The sequence below is a fragment of the Novosphingobium rhizosphaerae genome (genome assembly GCF_050920675.1).
GTDB lineage: Bacteria > Pseudomonadota > Alphaproteobacteria > Sphingomonadales > Sphingomonadaceae > Novosphingobium > Novosphingobium rhizosphaerae.
Genome location: NZ_CP137861.1, coordinates 1,664,902 through 1,680,931, shown reverse-complemented (window position 1 = coordinate 1,680,931; position 16,030 = coordinate 1,664,902). Strand labels below are relative to the sequence as shown.

At 64.9% G+C, this 16,030-nt stretch carries 19 protein-coding genes and 1 tRNA gene; 10 read left to right on the top strand and 10 right to left on the bottom strand.

What is annotated here, in order from left to right; genetic code table 11:
- Nucleotides 1-42 precede the first annotated feature (42 nt).
- From R9J51_RS07785 to pedF, 4 genes are all read right to left on the bottom strand, one after another.
- On the bottom strand, nt 43-738 hold the full coding sequence (locus tag R9J51_RS07785; protein ID WP_179506325.1) for a response regulator transcription factor: 696 nt from the start codon (nt 736-738) through the stop codon (nt 43-45).
- Between the two features lie 131 nt (nt 739-869).
- Nucleotides 870-2,636, bottom strand: coding sequence for a methanol/ethanol family PQQ-dependent dehydrogenase (locus R9J51_RS07780; RefSeq protein WP_432787928.1), 1,767 nt, complete (start codon nt 2,634-2,636; stop codon nt 870-872).
- A gap of 352 nt (nt 2,637-2,988) precedes the next feature.
- Nucleotides 2,989-3,840 carry a transporter substrate-binding domain-containing protein gene (locus tag R9J51_RS07775; RefSeq protein ID WP_179506324.1) on the bottom strand — a complete coding sequence of 284 codons (852 nt, stop codon included), beginning with the start codon at nt 3,838-3,840 and terminating at the stop codon, nt 2,989-2,991.
- A 3-nt stretch (nt 3,841-3,843) separates the two neighbouring features.
- On the bottom strand, nt 3,844-4,281 hold the full coding sequence (gene pedF / locus R9J51_RS07770; RefSeq protein WP_168554024.1) for a cytochrome c-550 PedF: 438 nt from the start codon (nt 4,279-4,281) through the stop codon (nt 3,844-3,846).
- 138 nt (nt 4,282-4,419) lie between these two features.
- Between pedF and R9J51_RS07765 the strand changes: the two genes are divergently transcribed.
- The 3 genes from R9J51_RS07765 to R9J51_RS07755 all read left to right on the top strand — a co-directional run bounded on the left by R9J51_RS07765 (nt 4,420) and on the right by R9J51_RS07755 (nt 7,533).
- A complete protein-coding gene (locus R9J51_RS07765) occupies nt 4,420-5,394 on the top strand; it encodes a PQQ-dependent catabolism-associated beta-propeller protein (RefSeq protein ID WP_179506323.1) in 975 nt (324 codons plus the stop codon).
- 89 nt (nt 5,395-5,483) lie between these two features.
- Nucleotides 5,484-5,924, top strand: a complete 441-nt coding sequence (locus tag R9J51_RS07760; protein WP_179506322.1) for a hypothetical protein — start codon at nt 5,484-5,486, stop codon at nt 5,922-5,924.
- A 220-nt stretch (nt 5,925-6,144) separates the two neighbouring features.
- The gene (locus R9J51_RS07755) at nt 6,145-7,533 is read left to right on the top strand and encodes a porin (RefSeq protein WP_179506711.1); all 1,389 of its coding nucleotides are present in this window, start codon (nt 6,145-6,147) and stop codon (nt 7,531-7,533) included.
- Nucleotides 7,534-7,638: 105 nt separating this feature from the next.
- Here the strand turns inward: R9J51_RS07755 and R9J51_RS07750 are convergent, their stop codons facing one another.
- Nucleotides 7,639-7,803, bottom strand: coding sequence for a hypothetical protein (locus tag R9J51_RS07750; RefSeq protein ID WP_179506321.1), 165 nt, complete (start codon nt 7,801-7,803; stop codon nt 7,639-7,641).
- A gap of 145 nt (nt 7,804-7,948) precedes the next feature.
- Nucleotides 7,949-8,329 (bottom strand): c-type cytochrome, encoded by a 381-nt coding sequence (locus R9J51_RS07745; RefSeq protein ID WP_432787927.1) that lies wholly within the window; start codon nt 8,327-8,329, stop codon nt 7,949-7,951.
- 180 nt (nt 8,330-8,509) lie between these two features.
- On the opposite strand from R9J51_RS07745, the gene R9J51_RS07740 reads away from it, so the two are divergent.
- From R9J51_RS07740 to R9J51_RS07715, 6 genes are all read left to right on the top strand, one after another.
- A complete protein-coding gene (locus tag R9J51_RS07740; protein WP_168554020.1) occupies nt 8,510-9,484 on the top strand; it encodes an NAD(P)H-dependent flavin oxidoreductase in 975 nt (324 codons plus the stop codon).
- A 191-nt stretch (nt 9,485-9,675) separates the two neighbouring features.
- A complete protein-coding gene (locus R9J51_RS07735; protein ID WP_168554019.1) occupies nt 9,676-9,882 on the top strand; it encodes a cold-shock protein in 207 nt (68 codons plus the stop codon).
- 4 nt (nt 9,883-9,886) lie between these two features.
- Nucleotides 9,887-10,141 (top strand): translation initiation factor IF-1, encoded by a 255-nt coding sequence (gene infA, locus R9J51_RS07730; RefSeq protein ID WP_168554018.1) that lies wholly within the window; start codon nt 9,887-9,889, stop codon nt 10,139-10,141.
- A 39-nt stretch (nt 10,142-10,180) separates the two neighbouring features.
- Nucleotides 10,181-10,327, top strand: a complete 147-nt coding sequence (locus R9J51_RS07725; protein ID WP_168554017.1) for a hypothetical protein — start codon at nt 10,181-10,183, stop codon at nt 10,325-10,327.
- Nucleotides 10,328-10,375: 48 nt separating this feature from the next.
- Nucleotides 10,376-10,612: a hypothetical protein gene (locus R9J51_RS07720; RefSeq protein WP_168554016.1), complete on the top strand. Its 237-nt coding sequence runs from the start codon at nt 10,376-10,378 to the stop codon at nt 10,610-10,612.
- 52 nt (nt 10,613-10,664) lie between these two features.
- Nucleotides 10,665-12,509: a C13 family peptidase gene (locus R9J51_RS07715; protein WP_179506319.1), complete on the top strand. Its 1,845-nt coding sequence runs from the start codon at nt 10,665-10,667 to the stop codon at nt 12,507-12,509.
- A gap of 9 nt (nt 12,510-12,518) precedes the next feature.
- Here R9J51_RS07715 and R9J51_RS07710 read toward each other — a convergent pair.
- The 3 genes from R9J51_RS07710 to aguB form a co-directional block, all read right to left on the bottom strand.
- Nucleotides 12,519-12,594, bottom strand: a tRNA-Lys gene (locus R9J51_RS07710).
- Between the two features lie 32 nt (nt 12,595-12,626).
- Nucleotides 12,627-13,145, bottom strand: a complete 519-nt coding sequence (folK, locus tag R9J51_RS07705; protein WP_169473475.1) for a 2-amino-4-hydroxy-6-hydroxymethyldihydropteridine diphosphokinase — start codon at nt 13,143-13,145, stop codon at nt 12,627-12,629.
- A gap of 7 nt (nt 13,146-13,152) precedes the next feature.
- On the bottom strand, nt 13,153-14,007 hold the full coding sequence (gene aguB, locus R9J51_RS07700) for an N-carbamoylputrescine amidase (protein WP_179506318.1): 855 nt from the start codon (nt 14,005-14,007) through the stop codon (nt 13,153-13,155).
- A gap of 140 nt (nt 14,008-14,147) precedes the next feature.
- On the opposite strand from aguB, the gene msrA reads away from it, so the two are divergent.
- The gene (gene msrA / locus R9J51_RS07695; RefSeq protein ID WP_179506317.1) at nt 14,148-14,690 is read left to right on the top strand and encodes a peptide-methionine (S)-S-oxide reductase MsrA; all 543 of its coding nucleotides are present in this window, start codon (nt 14,148-14,150) and stop codon (nt 14,688-14,690) included.
- Nucleotides 14,691-14,763: 73 nt separating this feature from the next.
- Here the strand turns inward: msrA and R9J51_RS07690 are convergent, their stop codons facing one another.
- On the bottom strand, nt 14,764-16,020 hold the full coding sequence (locus tag R9J51_RS07690) for an aspartate kinase (protein ID WP_169473472.1): 1,257 nt from the start codon (nt 16,018-16,020) through the stop codon (nt 14,764-14,766).
- Between the last annotated feature and the right edge of the window lie 10 nt (nt 16,021-16,030).

Here is a 16,030-nt window from a genome sequence, read left to right as displayed (position 1 = left end):
CGGGGGGTGGTGCGAAGCCAAGGGCCACCCCCGCCGCAAAACTCAATCGAAATGCACGCGGTTGGCCAGGATCACCGCCTGGGTGCGGCTGAACACGCCCAGCTTTTGCAGGATGGCCGAAACGTGGGCCTTGACCGTGGTGAGCGAAACATCGAGATCGTGGGCGATCTGCTTGTTCAGCCGGCCATGTACCAGATGGTGCAGCACGACCTTTTGCTGCGGCGTGAGGCTGTCGATCCGGCTGCGGATCTGTGCTTCCTCGCGCGTGGCGGGGGTTTCTTCCAGGCCGGTATCGGGGATATAGATTTCGCCCGCCATGACCATGTGCAGCGCATCGACGATGCCATCGCGCTTCATCGATTTGGGCAGGAAACCGGCGGCCCCGGCCGATAGGGCTTCCTGCACCAGGGCGCGGTCGAAACTGCCCGAAACCATCAGCACCGGCACCATCGGAAATGCCTGGCGCAACTGCACCAGGCCTGAAAGCCGCGTGGCATCGGGCATGTTGAGATCGAGCAGGACGAGATCGCAATCGCCGTGGCTGGCCAGCACCGTGCAGGCCTCTTCCACCCCGGCGGCTTCGAGAATGTCACAGGATTCGAACGTTATGGCCAGAAGGCTGCGCAACCCGTCGCGCACCAGCGGGTGATCGTCGACAACCAGGATGCGTTCGGGCGTGGCATTGGCCATGGCCGCACTATCGGCCGCCCCGCGCGAAAAGCAAGGGGCCGCAGCCATGCTGCGCACCGGCAGGGGCGTGCGAGGCCCGCCGCCTTCCCCGGCAGGCCCCGCAACCGGGCGAGAGGCTGGTACCAGCCCCCCGACCAAGGGCAGGGGGCAGGAAGCCCCCCAGCTTCCGCCCCGGCCCATCACGACTTGGGCAGCTTGAACACCCAGAGCGCGCCGCCCTGGCTGATTTCCTTGAAGGTCTTGGCCACTTCACCGCCCCACAGCGGCACCGCGCCACCCCAGCCGGACATGACCGCGACATACTGCTCGCCATCCTGTTCCCAGGTGACGGGCGAGCCGACCACGCCCGAACCGGTATTGAACTTCCACAGTTCCTGGCCCGTCTTGGCATCGAACGCCTTGAGATAGCCTTCGGGCGTGCCGGTGAAGACGAGGCCGCCGGCGGTGGTCATCACACCGCCCCACAGCGGGGCCTTGTTCTTGTATTCCCACACGATCTTGCCGGTCTTGGGGTCCATCGCGCGCAGGGCGCCGATGTGATCCTCGACGATCGGCTTGATCGTGAAGCTGGCGCCCAGATAGGCCGCGCCCTTCTTGTAGGCGATCGGCGTGTTCCAGATGTCCATCCCCCAGTCGTTGGACGGGATGTAGAACAGCCCGGTCTGGTCGGAATAGGCCATCGGCATCCAGTTCTTGCCACCCAGGAATGAAGGGCTGGCGAACACGGTCTTGCCTTTGGCTTCGCTGCCGCCAGCGATGTCGGGCGCGCCGGGACGATTTTCGTCGATGTAGTTGGGCCGGCCGGTCTTGGGATTGAAGCCGTTGGCCCAGGTCGTCTGCATCACGAACTTGCTGGCGCTGACGAACTTGCCGTTGGTGCGATCGAGCACGAAGAAATAGCCGTTGCGATCGGCCTTGGCGCCCAGCTTCATCGCCTTGCCGTTGATCGTGGCATCGAAGGGAATGAATTCGTTCACCCCGTCGAAGTCCCAGCCATCGTGCGGCGTGGTCTGGTAGTGCCAGACGATCTGGCCGTTGTCGGGATTGATGGCGAGCGTGGAGGCGGTGTAGAGGTTGTCGCCCTGGCGCAGGTGGCTGTTCCACGGCGCCGGGTTGCCGGTGCCGAAGTAGACCAGGTTGGTGTCAGGATCATAGGTGCCGCCAAGCCAGGTAGCGCCGCCGCCGGTCTTCCACAAGTCACCGGGCCAGGTGGCGTTGAGCTTGCCGGTCATGCCATTGGGCTGGCCGCGCAGCGTGCCCATGTGGCCTTCGATGACCGGGCGGGACCACACCAGTTCACCGGTGTTCACGTCACGCGCCTCGACCACGCCCACGGCGCCGAATTCCCCGCCCGATACCCCGGTGATGACCAGGCCCTTGACGATCAGGGGCGCGGCGGTCTGGCTGTAGCCGGCTTGGTAATCGGCCACGGTCTTGTTCCAGATGACCTTGCCGGTCTTGCGGTTGAGCGCCACGACATGCGCATCGAGCGTACCGAAGATGATCTTGTCGCCATAGATCGCCGCGCCGCGGTTGACCACGTCGCAGCAGGGCATGATGCCGTCGGGCAGGCGGGCATCGTATTCCCACTGCTTTTCGCCGGTGCGCGCGTCGAACGCGAACACGCGGGAATAAGAGCCGGTGACATAGATCATGCCGTCATAGACGATCGGCTGCGATTCCTGCCCGCGCTGCTTTTCCCCGCCGAGCGAGGCAGCAAAGGCCGGGACCATCTTGGCCACGTTGGCGGTGTTGATCTGGGCGAGCGGGCTGAAACGGTGCGCCTGCGGGCCCATGCCATACGTCAGCACGTCGCCCGTGGTGGTGGCGTCGGCCATCAGGTCGGCATCGCCGGGACCAGCTGGAGCACCATCGGCCAGTGCCGGCGCCGCCATGGCAAGAGCCAGCGCACAGGCTGCGCTCGCCTTGAAAAATCCCTTCATCATCACACCTCCGGTTGATCGTTGCGGCCTCTCGCGCGGGCCGGTCACGTTGATCTGGTCTTGGGGGCAGATGGTGGGTTTGCTGCGGCCGGTGCCCCCTGCCCCGCCCACCTTGCAAGTGAGACCCTATTCCTTCGCGCGGGCCGGGCAATTGGACCTTGGCACTAGGTTTGCTGCGGATGGACTGGTGCAGCATAGGATTGCGCAGGCGGCCCTTCGACGGGCTCGGGGCGAACGGAAGATGCGCGACTTTCTCCCCTCCTCTTCAGAGGAGGGGTTGGGGGTGGTGCGAAGCCTAGCGCGGCGCATCCACCACCCCCCAACCCCCTCCTCTGAAGAGGAGGGGGGAAAGTTGCTAACCCGCCAGCGGCGCCTGCCACGTCACGCCATAGGGTTGGCACAGCGCGGCCAGGCGGCCATCCTTGTGCATCTGGCCCACGATCTCTTCCAGCGCATCGCCCAGCGTGCGGCTGGTTTCCTTCACCGCCATGCCCACGTCCCAGCCGGGGCTGGTCATCATCGGCAGGGGGCCCTTGCGGCGGGCAAAGCCGTGCCCCGCATCCTTGAGGCCGTATTCCAGCTGCGCATTGGTGGCCATGGCAGCGTCCGCTTCGCCCTTGACCAGCGCCGAAACCGCCGATGCGCCGTTGGGATAGTGCGCCACGTCCTTGGCCAGAGCGCCGCCGAACTGCCCCATCAGATAGTAATCGGGGATAGTGGCCACTTCCACGGCGAGCTTGTGCCCCTTGAAAGCCACCGGCAGGCCTTCGCATTCCAGGCCCGTTCCGGTGGCGCAGGCCAGGCCAAAGCGCTCGCGCGCATAGGGCGCCACGATCGCCACCTGGTCTTGCGCCGCGGCAAAGGCCGGATCGAACGGCACATGCAGCATCACGTCGGCCGCCTGGAAGCCCAGGAGCCCGCCACGCCACACCGCGTTGCGCAGATCGTCCTCCACGCTTTCGTCGGCAGGAAAGATCGCCAGGTCTGCCTTCACGCCCAGCGCGGCAGCCAGGGCACGGCCAAGATCGGCATCGATGCCCTTGATCTGGCCGCCTTCCTCCCACGACCAGGGCGCATTGTCCTGGTAGATTGCCACGCGCAGCACGCCGTTGGCCTTGACCTTGGCCAGCGGCGCGGCCCGGGCCAGGCGGGGCAGCGTGGCCGCGGCGGCAAGGCCTGCCAGCATGGCACGGCGGGTCAGCCCCATGGCTTATTCCTCGTGCACGGTTTCAAGCCAGGCGCGGATCGCCCAGCCGGCTTTCTGCCCCAGGATTTCGCCCATCGGCGGCATGTAGACCTTTCCATCGCGCACCGAACCGTGATGATAGCGCTGGACGAACCACTCGTCGCCCGAATCGCCCAGTTCAAGATAGCGCAGATCGGGCGCGATGCCGCCGGAAATGGCCTCGATCCCATGGCAGCGCGCGCAGTTCTGGGCATAGGCATGCTCGCCGATCTCGATCGCCTTGGCATTGCCACGATAGGGATTGTGCTGTGCCCAGGTATCGTTGTCGGGCTGGATATCGGGCAGCGCGGAAGTATCGACCGGCTGCGGCGTCACATCGCCATGGGCCAGGAGATGCGTTGCGCCGGCGAGGGCAAAAACCCCGGCTGCCGCGCTCAGCGCCAGTCGTCCGGTGAACTTCATCGCGTCAATCCCTTTCCCTCGTGTTTATAGTCTGGCCATGGTGTGGACCATGCAGGGCCTGTGAGAAATTGACCTTTGGTCGAATGCCCATGCGGGCACGGGGCGGATAACGTGTTGTCCAGGAAGAGGATGATAGCGATGCGCTTGATTGCATGCGCGGCCGCCCTGGCCGCATTCGCCGCGATGGTGCCCCTGGCCGCCGCGCAGGCGCAGACCGTCTATGTCAGCAACGAGCGCGGCAATTCGATCAGCGTGATCGACGGCGCTACGGGCAAACCCATTGCCACCTGGCCGGTGGGCGAGCGCCCGCGCGGGATCACCTTGAGCAAGGACGGCCGCTTTGTGCTGGTCTGCGTGAGCAACGACAACGCGGTGAAAGTGATCGACCGCCAGACCGGCAAGATCCTGCGCGAGATCGGCGCGGGGCAGGACCCTGAGCAGTTCTTTTTGAGCCAGGATGGCAAGACGGTGTTCGTGGCGAACGAAAACGACGCGGCGGTGAGCGCGATCGACCTCGCCAGCGGGCGCGTGGCTTTCCAGGTTTCCGTGGGCAAGGAACCGGAAGGCATCGCGCAAAGCCCGGACGGCAAGTGGCTGGTCGTCACTTCGGAAGAAGACGATGCGGTGAGCTGGATCGACCTGGCCACGCAGGCGGTGGTTTCCACCACGGAAACCGAAAAGCGCCCGCGCCACGTGGAATTTACCGCCGATGGCAAGGAACTGTGGATCGCGGCCGAAGTGGGCGGCGTGGTGCAGATCGCCGATCCCAAGACCCGCGCGATCACGGCCACGATCCATTTCGCGATTCCCGGCGTGGCCGATTACAAGATCATGCCCTGCGGCATCCGCTTCACCCCTGATGGCAAGACCGCCGTTGTCGCGCTGGGCCGCGCCGACCGGATCGCCGTGATCGACGTGGCCAGCCGCACGGTGAAAGCGACGATCCCGGTGGGCAAGCGGGTGTGGCATCTTGCGCTCAACGCCGATGGCACGCGCGCCTATACCGCCAATGGCCTGTCGAACGACGTTTCGGTCGTGGACCTGGTGGCGGGGCAGACCATCGCCACGGTGCCGGCGGGTGTGGCGCCCTGGGGGGCTGTGGTGGGGGATTGAGGGGAGTTAGAGTTTTGCTGGCGGCGGGAAACGACCACCGCACACCCCGGCACTTTGCAGACATATTCGTTCGGTATAAACCTACCACCATGAAGTGGTTGGTGCCCGCGGGATCGATATTGCTGAGCGGTTGCGCGCCGCGAACAGGCGACACTTTGATCGATCAGGTGTCCTCAATAGTTGCGCCTTTTTCTTCTTGTCTTAGCGTAGGCCAGACGCAGATTTTCCTCGCCGATGGCGAGCCCGGACCGCCTGCATTACTACTACCCGAGTCTTTCCGTAATTCAGAAGTTCGGGCGGCAGCCGCAAGCATCGCGATAAAATGGCAATTGGCCAAAAAAGAAGAAAGCTCGTTTTTTGGAACCGGCTCACCCGACAACTGCCCAGCAAAGATAGACCGTCCCAAATACACAGCCAACTTCGCCTTCGTGACCTATAGCAGCCCGAGCGGAAGCATTGGAGCATATGCCTTTCGTCGCCACGACGGACGTTGGCAAAAGGTCGAGCATGTAGCGCTAGGCTATTGGTAGCTGCGGGCTAGCGCTTCTGAGCGGCTGCCCCCTCCGACAGCCCTGCGGGCTGCCACCTCCCCCACGATGTGTGGGAGGGTCTCTTAGTTCCTTGGAACGAGAACCATAGTCCAATTTCGCGCTGGCGCGCCCCGGCGCATCGTTTTGGCCTGCCCTTTGGGGCAAGAAAACGATGGCAGGGGATGGACCAATGAAGGCAAACAAGGGGCTGGCGGGCGCGATGCTCGCCGCGACGATGACTCTCGGGATGACGCTGGGCGCGACGCCCGCCATGGCCGGCACTTCAGCGGCGCTGCTCAAGCGGCTGCATGAAAAGGGCATCCTGTCCGACGAGGAATACCAGCAATTGCTGCGCGAGGACGAGGCCGAAAGCGCGGCGCCTGCACCGGCCGCCGCGCCTGCGCCAGCCGCAGCACCGGTGGCCGACAGCGACCGCCTGGTGCGCCGCACGGCCAGCGGCGTGGGGGTGGAAATCGGCGATGTGGCGCTGACGTTCTCGGGCTCGGTCAACGGGTTCTATGTGCATGACAATCCGCAAGCCGCATCGGCGCGCACGGCGGTGACGGGCGGCATTGCCAATGTGGGTGGCAACAGCACGTCCTCGGTGCGCAACGGCTTGCTGCCCGGCTTCCTGAAAGTGGAAGCGACCACGCACCAGGGCGGCTGGGACGTGGGCGCGCACTTCGGCATGTATCCGGGCATCAACAGCGCGGCCTGGGGCGCGCTGGGCGCCAACAACGGCGGGCAGCCCACCGCCCTTGCCACCGCCGGCATCGATTTCCGCCAGACCTACCTGACGTTCGGCCGCGCCGGCTTTGGCGAAGTGAAGATCGGGCGCGACATCGGCCTGTTCGGCTCCGACGCCATCCTGAACGATATCACGCTGCTGTCTTCCGGCGCGCCGGGCGGCAACGTGGCGCCGGCCAACACCACGTTGGGCCGCATCGGATCGGGCTATATCTACACCGATTTCCAGCCGCAGATCACCTATACCACGCCATCGCTTTCGGGCTTCAAGGCCGCGTTCGGGGTGTTCCAGCCCTTGAGTTCACTCACCGGCCCGGCCGAGCAGAACGGCAGCCCCGGCTTCCAGGCCAAGCTTTCCTATGATGGCAAGCTGGGCCCCGTGGCGGCGCACCTGTGGGCCTCGGGCATCACGCAAAAGCACGATACGCTCAACCGCGCGCTGGCCTATACCGGCAAGGGGCTGGACGTGGGCGCCAAGCTGACCGCCGGCCCGGTCACGGCCGTGGGCTATTACTACACCGCCTCGGGCCTGGGCACCACGGTGCTCAACCTGTTCGACAGCGATGGCCTGGGCCATGCGCGGGACAGCCATGGCTTCTATGCGCAGGCCATGGCCACTTTCGGCAAGATTTCGGTGGGCGGCAGCTATGGCGAAAGCCGCCTGAACTTTGCCAACGCCCTCGATGCCGCCACCACGCCCACACTGGTGGCCAAGAACAGCAGCTATGTCGGCCAGGTGCGCTATGGCCTGACCAGCTGGGTCACGCTGATCGGCGAATATGTCTCGGCCAAGGCGCAGGCCCACAACGGCAACAGCGCCAAGTCCGATACGCTGGCCCTGGGCGGCATCCTCTTCTTCTGATCGGACCTTTACCCGGCACCGATCATCCACGCCCCGGCGCATGGCTCTCCAGGCGCCGGGCATTGGCCGGACAACCCAATTCCCCGGGTTGTCCGGCCTTTTTTGTCAGTCCGGCTTGCCACGGCGCAGGCTGGGCAATCGATCGGCCCGCGGTTCCCGGCGGTAAGGCCTGCGTCTGAGACGGGCGAACAGTTCGGCGCCGCGCAAGGCCAACCAGCCGAACGGCCGAACAAGGAACCCGGCCGCATCGATCACATCACTGACATCCATCGCAGTTGCCCATTTCGTCGCCGCGGGTTGCGCCGCTACAAGGCAATTCAGTACACCTGAAGCACGGCCATGGCCGAACACAAAAAAGGGCCGGGCGGCATCGTGCCACCCGGCCCCGTCCGGTATCGCGACCCGGAAAGAACGCTTACTTCAGGCTGGTGAGATAACCGACCAGTTCGGCCCGCTTGGCCGGATCTTTCAGGCCGGGGAACGCCATCATCGTGCCGGGCACCAGCGCGCGCGGGTTTTCGATCCACTTGTCGAGCGTGGCAGCATTCCAGGTGAGGCCCGATTTCTTGAGGCCGTCGGAATACTTGAACGTGGGCGCGTGCGTGCCGGCCTTCTTGCCCACCACGCCATAAAGATTGGGGCCGATCTTGTTAGGGCCGCCCTTGGTGTTGTCGTGGCAGACGGCGCAGCGCGCCCAGGTGGATGGCGCGGGCGGCGGCGCAGCATGAGCGGCCTGCGACATGCCCGCCATCGCGAACGTCATGGCCACAACCGGTGCAATCAGGCGTTTCGACATAACTTCTCCACTCCACGTGTCTGTTTCGTCACGCCACTGCCACGGCGCCGGCCGCGCCGATATTGGACTATTGGCCGGATCGGTCGTGCGGTTTAGTTGATTGGTTAATTGACAAGCGCCGGCCCGCGCTGGCAGGCTGCGTGCAAGCGCAAACACCCGAAAAAAGGATTGCCCACCGCCATGATCACGACCCGCTTCACGCAATTGTTTGGCGTGGAACACCCGATTGCCCAGGGCGGCATGCAATGGGTGGGCACGGCCGATCTGGTGGCGGCGGTGGCCAATGCCGGGGCGCTGGGTTTCCTGACGGCACTGACCCAGCCCACGCCCGAAGCGCTGGTGCGCGAGATCGCGCGTTGCCGCAGCATGACCGACAAGCCGTTTGGCGTGAACCTGACGATCCTGCCCGCGATCACCCCGCCGCCCTACGCCGAATATCGCCAGGCAATTATCGAAAGCGGCATCACCGCGGTGGAAACCGCTGGCTATCGCCCGGACGAGCACGTGGCCGCGTTCAAGGCCGCCGGGGTGAAAGTGATCCACAAATGCACCGCCGTGCGCCATGCGCTTTCCGCCCAACGCATGGGGGTGGACGCCATTTCGATCGACGGGTTCGAATGCGCCGGCCACCCGGGTGAGGATGACATCCCGGGCCTGGTGCTGATTCCCGCCACGGCCGACAAGGTGACAATCCCGATCATTGCCTCGGGCGGGTTCGGCGATGGACGCGGGCTGGTTGCCGCGCTGGCGCTGGGCGCCGAAGGCATCAACATGGGCACGCGCTTTTGCGCCACCCAGGAAGCGCCCATCCACGACGGCATCAAGCAGGCGATCGTGGCGAACGACGAACGCGCCACCGCGCTGCTGTTTCGCAGCTACCGCAACACCGCCCGCGTGGCGCGCAATAGCGTGGCCGAGGAAGCGGTGCGAATCGAGCGGGAAGGCCAGCCGTTCGAAGCCATCGCCCATCTTGTAAAAGGCGCGCGCGGCCGCGAAGGCCTGCTTTCGGGCGATCCTGAACACGGCATCTGGACGGCCGGCATGGTGCAGGGCCTGATCCACGACGTCCCCACCGTGGCGCAACTGGTGGGCCGCATCGTGGCCGATGCCGAGACGATCATCGCCCAGCGCCTGGCCGGGATGGTCGGTGGATAACATTGACAAATTCACCGCCATGGTCCATATCAGGCTCTGCTAACGTCGCCTGCGACGGATTTTGAAGCCTATGACCAGGAAAAGCCCATGCGCTTTTCCACGTCTGCGCGCCGATACTTCCCTTCTCTCGCTACAAGCTCCGCCGGCGCTGTTGCCGGTGGGTTCCCCTGTTTCGTGAAAAGGAAACACCCATGATTACCGGCACCGTGAAATTCTTCAATTCCGACAAGGGCTATGGCTTTATCGCGCCCGACAATGGCGGCGCAGACAGCTTCGTGCACATCAGCGCGGTCGAGCGTTCGGGCATGGCCACGCTGACCAAAGACCAGCGCGTGCGCTTCGAACTGGAAACCGACCGTCGCGGCAAGGAAGCTGCCGTCAACCTCCAGTCGGTTTGATTCCATGGCCAAAGAGGATCTGCTGACCCTTGAAGGCCAAATCGACGAGATCCTTCCAGATGGGCGCTTCGGCGTCCTTCTGGAAAACGATCACCGGATCATCGCCTACACCGCGGGCAAGATGCGCAAGTTTCGCATCCGCTCGATCGTGGGCGACCGGGTCCGGGTCGAGATGACCCCTTACGACCTCACCAAGGGGCGTATCGTCTATCGCGAAAAAATCGGGGGCGGCCCGGCTGCCCTGCGCAAACGGCGCTAGACCCGCCCAAGACCATAAAAAGACAAGAATACAACCTACATGATTATGCAATACACGTTCACTACATCCAAGCTGCATACCACCTATCCCCTGCCCGCCCCGCGTCGCGCCATGCGCGCCGCTGCTGCCCCGTGCGGGCTGAGCCGGCAGGAACTGCGCGAGATCGTCGCCCAGATGGTGGGCTGATCGCAATCAGGCCATTTTGGCCGGCAACCTTGCCCGAAGGAGACGACCATGTCCGAAGCTCAGGACTTCTACCTCCGGCAGGTTGCCCTTAGCGCAAAGGCGGCCGACGAATCCGATCTGGCCAACCAGCGCGACAAACACTTGCGCTCGCAGGCCGCGTGGCAGGTCCTGGCCGATCGCGCCGGCAAGACCGCCGCGGCCAAGGCCGCCAACGAGGCGCAGAAGCAGTCCGAATTGCTCGGCACGCTTGAAAGCGCCCGCATCGGACCAGATTTTTCCATCTGAATCCATGATTTGGTAAGCACGGATAGCGCACCCCTGCACATCAGGGGGGCACATGGCCGGCACAATCACATTCACACCGCAGCTGCGCGATTCGCTGGCCTTGCAGCGCATCCGGTTCTTTCGCCAGGTGCTGTCACGCCGTGCGCTGCGCACGGACGCGGTGGTGTTGGGCGTTGTCTGGCTTATCACGTTCTTCGCGTGCCGCGATGACGGCCTGGGCCCTGCGGCGCGGGCTGCATCGCTGGCCGCGATCGGCATGGTCGTTGTCATATTGACAGTGCTGCCCTTGTGCTTTGCGATCTCGCGCAACCAGATCCGGCGCGTCTTTACGGAGCGGCGACCCTGGCAGAGTCCACAGGACATCAACTGGACCGACCAGGGCATGAGCATGCGCACCGACATGGTCCACGCGCAATCGCCCTGGTCCCACTATGCCGGGTGGCGCGATACCCGCCATGGGATCGTGCTCATCGCCACCAACGTGGACACCGCGTTGCTGCCGGCACGCGCCTTTGCCCAAGGCCAGCGAGAAGACCTGATTGCCACCCTGCATGCGGCTGGCATTCCGCGCGATGGCAGCAGCACTGCAACGCGGCTGGCCCAGGCGGCACCATGGCAGCCGCATTCCTGGCGTCGACGCGAGACGCTGGTACCGCTGATGTGGCTGGCTCTGGCCGTGGTCGTGTCTGCGCGATGCGTGATATTTCCGTCGCCCGGCGGCCTGTTTTACGCCATCGCTGCCACCGGTGCCCCGGTGCTTTCCGCGATGCTGGGCGGCCTGTTGCTGGGGCGGCGCACCGATACCTTGCGGTTGGCGCTCGCCTTTCTCGGCGCGGCCATCGTCGCGGAAATCGGCACGATAGTGGCGGCATTGCAGGGCAACACCGAGAACCCGGGATTGTGGCTGGTTGGCATGATCGTTACCGGGCTGGCGCTGTGGATATGGGGCGATCACGTGGGTCGGCCAGCCTGGCGGCGTCTTGCCGCCATCGCGGTGGGCCTGGGCACGCTGGCCTGCGTCGCCTTGATGCCACAAGCGCAGTCGAGCACCTATTACCTGTCTCGCGCGCTGCAACCCTATCTGACCGGCGGCGCGCCGGATGAGGGCGATGACCATGCCACGCCAACGCCCTTGGCCGATGTTATGTGGGGCATGCAGCCCGCTCTGCTGACCAAGGCCATTGCAGGGCTGCAGCCTTCGCCACAAGGCGCCGCGCCGCGCGTAAGGGCGGTGGCGATCGCCGCCGATGGGACCCAGGATCAATTCCTGAACGAGGCGAACCGCGCACTCGGCGTGATGGGCCAGCGCTATGGCAACGCGCTCGGCGGCGCCATCCTGCTATCCAACAACGCCCAGATGCTGGAGAGTCAGCCACTGGCCACCCGCGCCAACTTCGTCGCCTCAGTGCAGGCCGTGGCAGCACACAGCGACCCGGCGCGCGATTGGACGTTCGTGTACCTCGTCTCGCATGGCGGGCGCGACGCCGCGTTGCTGACCCAGACGAGCGAATATGACGATCTGACCCCGATCGATGCGAACGCAGTCAACCAAGCCCTGAGCCAGGCCGGCATCCGCCGCCGCGTGATCGTGATTTCGGCCTGCTACGCCGGCAGCTGGATCAAGGCACTCGCCAATCCCGACACGATCGTCATCGCCGCGGCCCGACACGACCGCACGTCGTTCGGCTGCGGGCCCGGCAACGATCTTACCTATTTTGGCGAGGCTTTCCTCAACGGCCCCTTCGCGCAAGGTGCCTCGCTGCAGCAAAGCTTCGATGCGGCCCGTAAAGCCATCGCCAGGCGCGAAGCTAGCGACCAAGTCACGCCGTCGGTGCCGCAGGTATTCGTCGGGGCCCATATGCAGGGCCTATGGATGGAAAAACCGCCACGCGATTGAATGCAACCGTGGTGAGCCCTGCTGGATTCGAACCAGCGACCTACTGATTAAAAGTCAGTTGCTCTACCGACTGAGCTAAGGGCCCCCGGGGCGCCGTGTGGCGCGCGGTTGGTGCGCTCACCTAGGGGCGGGGCGGCGGCGGGTCAAGCGGGAAGCCAGGTGTTTTGTCGCCAAACCTGTGAGTGGATCGCGCCAATCGGCGGCGACGTGCACGGCCGGGCCCATCACGAAGGGCCGCTGGCGGCAGGCCGGGTGGGGAATCACCAGGTTGGCATGGATATCGGCCAATGCGCCGCCTGACCACAGCACGATATCGAGATCGAGCGTGCGGGCGCGCCAGGGGGCACCGCGTCGCACGCGGCCGAAACTGTGTTCGAGCGCCTGGAGCCGGGCCAGCACCTGCGCCGGTTCCAGCGGCGTGGTGATCACCGCGCAGGCATTGGCATAGCGCCGGCGCGAGGGCCCCACCGGCGCGCTGGCGATGATCGGGGAGAGCGCCTGGAGCACGAGGCCGGCATCGTCGAGCGCGCGCGCCGCCGCGCGCAGCACCTGCGCCGGGGCCCCGTGGCGCGCGTGGCGCACGTTGGAGCCCAGCGCGATCAGGTATTGGTGCGGCGCAGCGGTGGCGGCGGGCATGGCCGGTTCAGATGTCCTGCGCCAGGCGGGTGTAGAGCTGCGGGCGGCGATCGCGGAAGAAGCCCATCCCGGCGCGATGCCGCGCGGCGGCATCGAGATCGAGCGTGGCGACCAGCACGCCGGTTTCCTGCGCGCCATATTCGGCCAGGAAATCGCCCCATTCGTTGGCGATGAAGCTGTGCCCGTAAAATGCCTGGTCGTTTTCCTCCACCCCGATGCGGTTGGCGGCGATCACCGGCATGCAGTTGGACGCAGCGTGACCCAGCATGGCGCGGCGCCACACCCGGCTGGTATCGAGATCCGCGTCATAGGGTTCGCTGCCGATGGCGGTGGGATAGAACAGCACTTGCGCGCCCATCAGCGCCATGGCGCGCGCGCATTCGGGATACCACTGGTCCCAGCACACGCCCACGCCGATGCGCGTGCCGAACACGTCCCACACCTTGAACCCGGTGTTGCCGGGGCGGAAATAATACTTTTCCTCGTACCCCGGGCCATCGGGAATGTGGCTCTTGCGATAGGTGCCCAAGATCTCTCCCTGCGCGTCGATCATCGCCAGGGTGTTGTAGTAATGCGGGCCTTCGCGCTCGAAAAAGCTGGTCGGGATAGCGATGCCCAGTCCCTTGGCCAGCTTCTGCATGGCCTTGACCGAAGGATCGCTGTCCAGCGTGTGGGCCAGGGCAAAGCGCGCTTCGTCTTCGGTCACGCAGAAATAGGGGCCGGCAAAGAGTTCGGGCGGCAGCACCACTTGCGCGCCTTGCGCGGCGGCTTGCTCCACCAGGGCGGAGACGGCGGCGATGTTGTCTGCCGCATCGGACGAATTGAGCGCAAGCTGGAGCGCGGCCACGGAAAGCTGGGTCATGGCGCAGCATCTATGCCGTCGGGCGTGTCAATTCAACGACAGCGGTCACCGACAGCAGGCGATTCCCCCTGGGGAGGATGACAGGCGCCCTGCCCGTTCCTATCTGGGGAGCAAATCTTTGAGAAAGGGATCCCCCAACCATGGCGCCAACTTCCGCCAATCAGGCCATCCTTGCCGGTGGCTGCTTCTGGTGCACCGAGGCGGTGTTCCGCGATGTGATCGGCGTTTCGAACGTGGAAAGCGGCTATATCGGCGGCACCACCGAAAATCCCACGTACAAGCAGGTGTGCAGCGGCACGACCGGCCATGCCGAAGCAATCCGGGTGACGTTCGACCCTGCCGTGATCGACTATGGCCAGTTGCTCGACATCTTCTTTGCCACGCACGATCCGACGCAGCTCAACCGCCAGGGCAACGACGTGGGCACGCAATATCGCTCTGCGCTGTTCCCGCTGGATGAAGCGCAGGACGCGGAAGCCAAGGCGGCGATTGCGCGCGCGCAGGCCGAACGCGATGCGCCGATCGTGACGAGCATCGAACCCGTGGCGACCTGGTATCCGGCCGAGGATTACCATCAGGAATATTGGGAAGGCGAAGGCCAGCGCAATCCCTATTGCCTGGCAGTGATCCCGCCCAAGCTGATGAAGCTGCGCAAGAGCTTTGCGGCCAAAGTGAAGGCATAAGGCCGGCGCCAGGCGCGCCTTGCCTGACACCAACCCCCTCCTCTGGAGAGGAGGGGGTTATTTTTTGCCGTTTTTACTGGGCGTCGAGGCCGTAGGCGGTGTGGAGCACGCGCACGGCAAGTTCCACTTCATCGGCATCGATCAGCACCGAAACCTTGATTTCGCTGGTGGAGATCGCCTGGATATTGATGCCGCGATCGGCCAGCGCCTTGAACATCGTGCTGGCCACGCCAGCGTGGCTGCGCATGCCCACGCCCACCACCGAAACCTTGGCCACCTTGCTGTCGGCGATCAGGCGATACCAGCCGATCTGGTCCTTGCGCTCTTCGAGCAGGGCCTGCGTGCGCGCCAGGTCGGACTGGGGGCAGGTGAAGGTCACATCCGTCTCGCCCTTGTCCTTGGCGATGTTCTGGATGATCATGTCCACGTTGATGTTGGCTTCGGCCAGCGGCGCAAAGATCGAGGCAACCGCGCCGGGGCGATCCGCGATCCGCGTGAGAGTGACCTTGGCCTCGTTCTTGTCGGCAGCGATGCCGGTGATCAGCTGGCGTTCCATTTCGTACCCTTCCAGTTCCTCGTCCGCAACGATCATCGTGCCGGGGATCGTGTCCGCCGCCGGGGCATCGTCGTCGATGAAGGATGACAACACCTGCACCCGCACGTTCTCCTTCATCGCAAGCGAGACCGAGCGGGTTTGCAGGACTTTGGAACCGACCGAGGCCAGTTCCAGCATTTCTTCGTAAGTCACGGCCTTGAGCTTGCGCGCCTTGGCCACGATGCGCGGATCGGTGGTATAGACGCCGTCCACGTCGGTATAGATGTCGCACCGGTCGGCGCCGATCGCGGCGGCCACGGCCACGGCCGAGGTATCCGATCCGCCACGCCCCAGCGTGGTGATGCGGTTTTCGGCGGTGAGGCCCTGGAAGCCCGGGATCACGGCGATTTCACCGGCCGCCATGCTGGCCAGCAGTTCGGGCGAATCGATACCTTCGATGCGCGCCTTGGAAAACGCGTCGTCGGTGCGCACCGGCAATTGCCAGCCCAGCCAAGAGCGCGCCTTGCAGCCCAGCGCCTGGAGATGCATGGCCAGGAGGCCCGACGTCACCTGCTCGCCGCTGGCCACCACCACATCGTATTCCGCCGGATCATAGAGCGCGCTGGCTTCGCGGCAGAAGTTCACGAGGCGGTCGGTTTCCCCGGCCATGGCCGAAACCACCACCGCCACTTCATGGCCAGCGGCCTGCTGGCGCTGCACGATCCGCGCGACGCGGCGGATTCGCTCGGTTCCGGCCATCGAGGTGCCGCCGAATTTCATCACGATCCGGGCCAACGCTTGTGCT

Bases quoted from the DNA above. Each gene is read 5' to 3' on its own strand.
- infA (WP_168554018.1), top strand. From the start codon at position 9,887: ATGGCCAAAGAGGATCTGCTGACCCTTGAAGGCCAAATCGACGAGATC.
- pedF (WP_168554024.1), bottom strand. From the start codon at position 4,281: ATGAAGTTCACCGGACGACTGGCGCTGAGCGCGGCAGCCGGGGTTTTT.
- R9J51_RS07745 (WP_432787927.1), bottom strand. From the start codon at position 8,329: ATGTCGAAACGCCTGATTGCACCGGTTGTGGCCATGACGTTCGCGATG.
- R9J51_RS07735 (WP_168554019.1), top strand. From the start codon at position 9,676: ATGATTACCGGCACCGTGAAATTCTTCAATTCCGACAAGGGCTATGGC.
- R9J51_RS07750 (WP_179506321.1), bottom strand. From the start codon at position 7,803: ATGGATGTCAGTGATGTGATCGATGCGGCCGGGTTCCTTGTTCGGCCG.
- R9J51_RS07780 (WP_432787928.1), bottom strand. From the start codon at position 2,636: ATGATGAAGGGATTTTTCAAGGCGAGCGCAGCCTGTGCGCTGGCTCTT.
- R9J51_RS07765 (WP_179506323.1), top strand. From the start codon at position 4,420: ATGCGCTTGATTGCATGCGCGGCCGCCCTGGCCGCATTCGCCGCGATG.
- R9J51_RS07725 (WP_168554017.1), top strand. From the start codon at position 10,181: ATGATTATGCAATACACGTTCACTACATCCAAGCTGCATACCACCTAT.
- R9J51_RS07715 (WP_179506319.1), top strand. From the start codon at position 10,665: ATGGCCGGCACAATCACATTCACACCGCAGCTGCGCGATTCGCTGGCC.
- R9J51_RS07755 (WP_179506711.1), top strand. From the start codon at position 6,145: ATGCTCGCCGCGACGATGACTCTCGGGATGACGCTGGGCGCGACGCCC.
- msrA (WP_179506317.1), top strand. From the start codon at position 14,148: ATGGCGCCAACTTCCGCCAATCAGGCCATCCTTGCCGGTGGCTGCTTC.
- R9J51_RS07760 (WP_179506322.1), top strand. From the start codon at position 5,484: ATGAAGTGGTTGGTGCCCGCGGGATCGATATTGCTGAGCGGTTGCGCG.
- R9J51_RS07785 (WP_179506325.1), bottom strand. From the start codon at position 738: ATGGCTGCGGCCCCTTGCTTTTCGCGCGGGGCGGCCGATAGTGCGGCC.
- folK (WP_169473475.1), bottom strand. From the start codon at position 13,145: ATGCCCGCCGCCACCGCTGCGCCGCACCAATACCTGATCGCGCTGGGC.
- R9J51_RS07720 (WP_168554016.1), top strand. From the start codon at position 10,376: ATGTCCGAAGCTCAGGACTTCTACCTCCGGCAGGTTGCCCTTAGCGCA.
- R9J51_RS07775 (WP_179506324.1), bottom strand. From the start codon at position 3,840: ATGGGGCTGACCCGCCGTGCCATGCTGGCAGGCCTTGCCGCCGCGGCC.
- R9J51_RS07740 (WP_168554020.1), top strand. From the start codon at position 8,510: ATGATCACGACCCGCTTCACGCAATTGTTTGGCGTGGAACACCCGATT.
- aguB (WP_179506318.1), bottom strand. From the start codon at position 14,007: ATGACCCAGCTTTCCGTGGCCGCGCTCCAGCTTGCGCTCAATTCGTCC.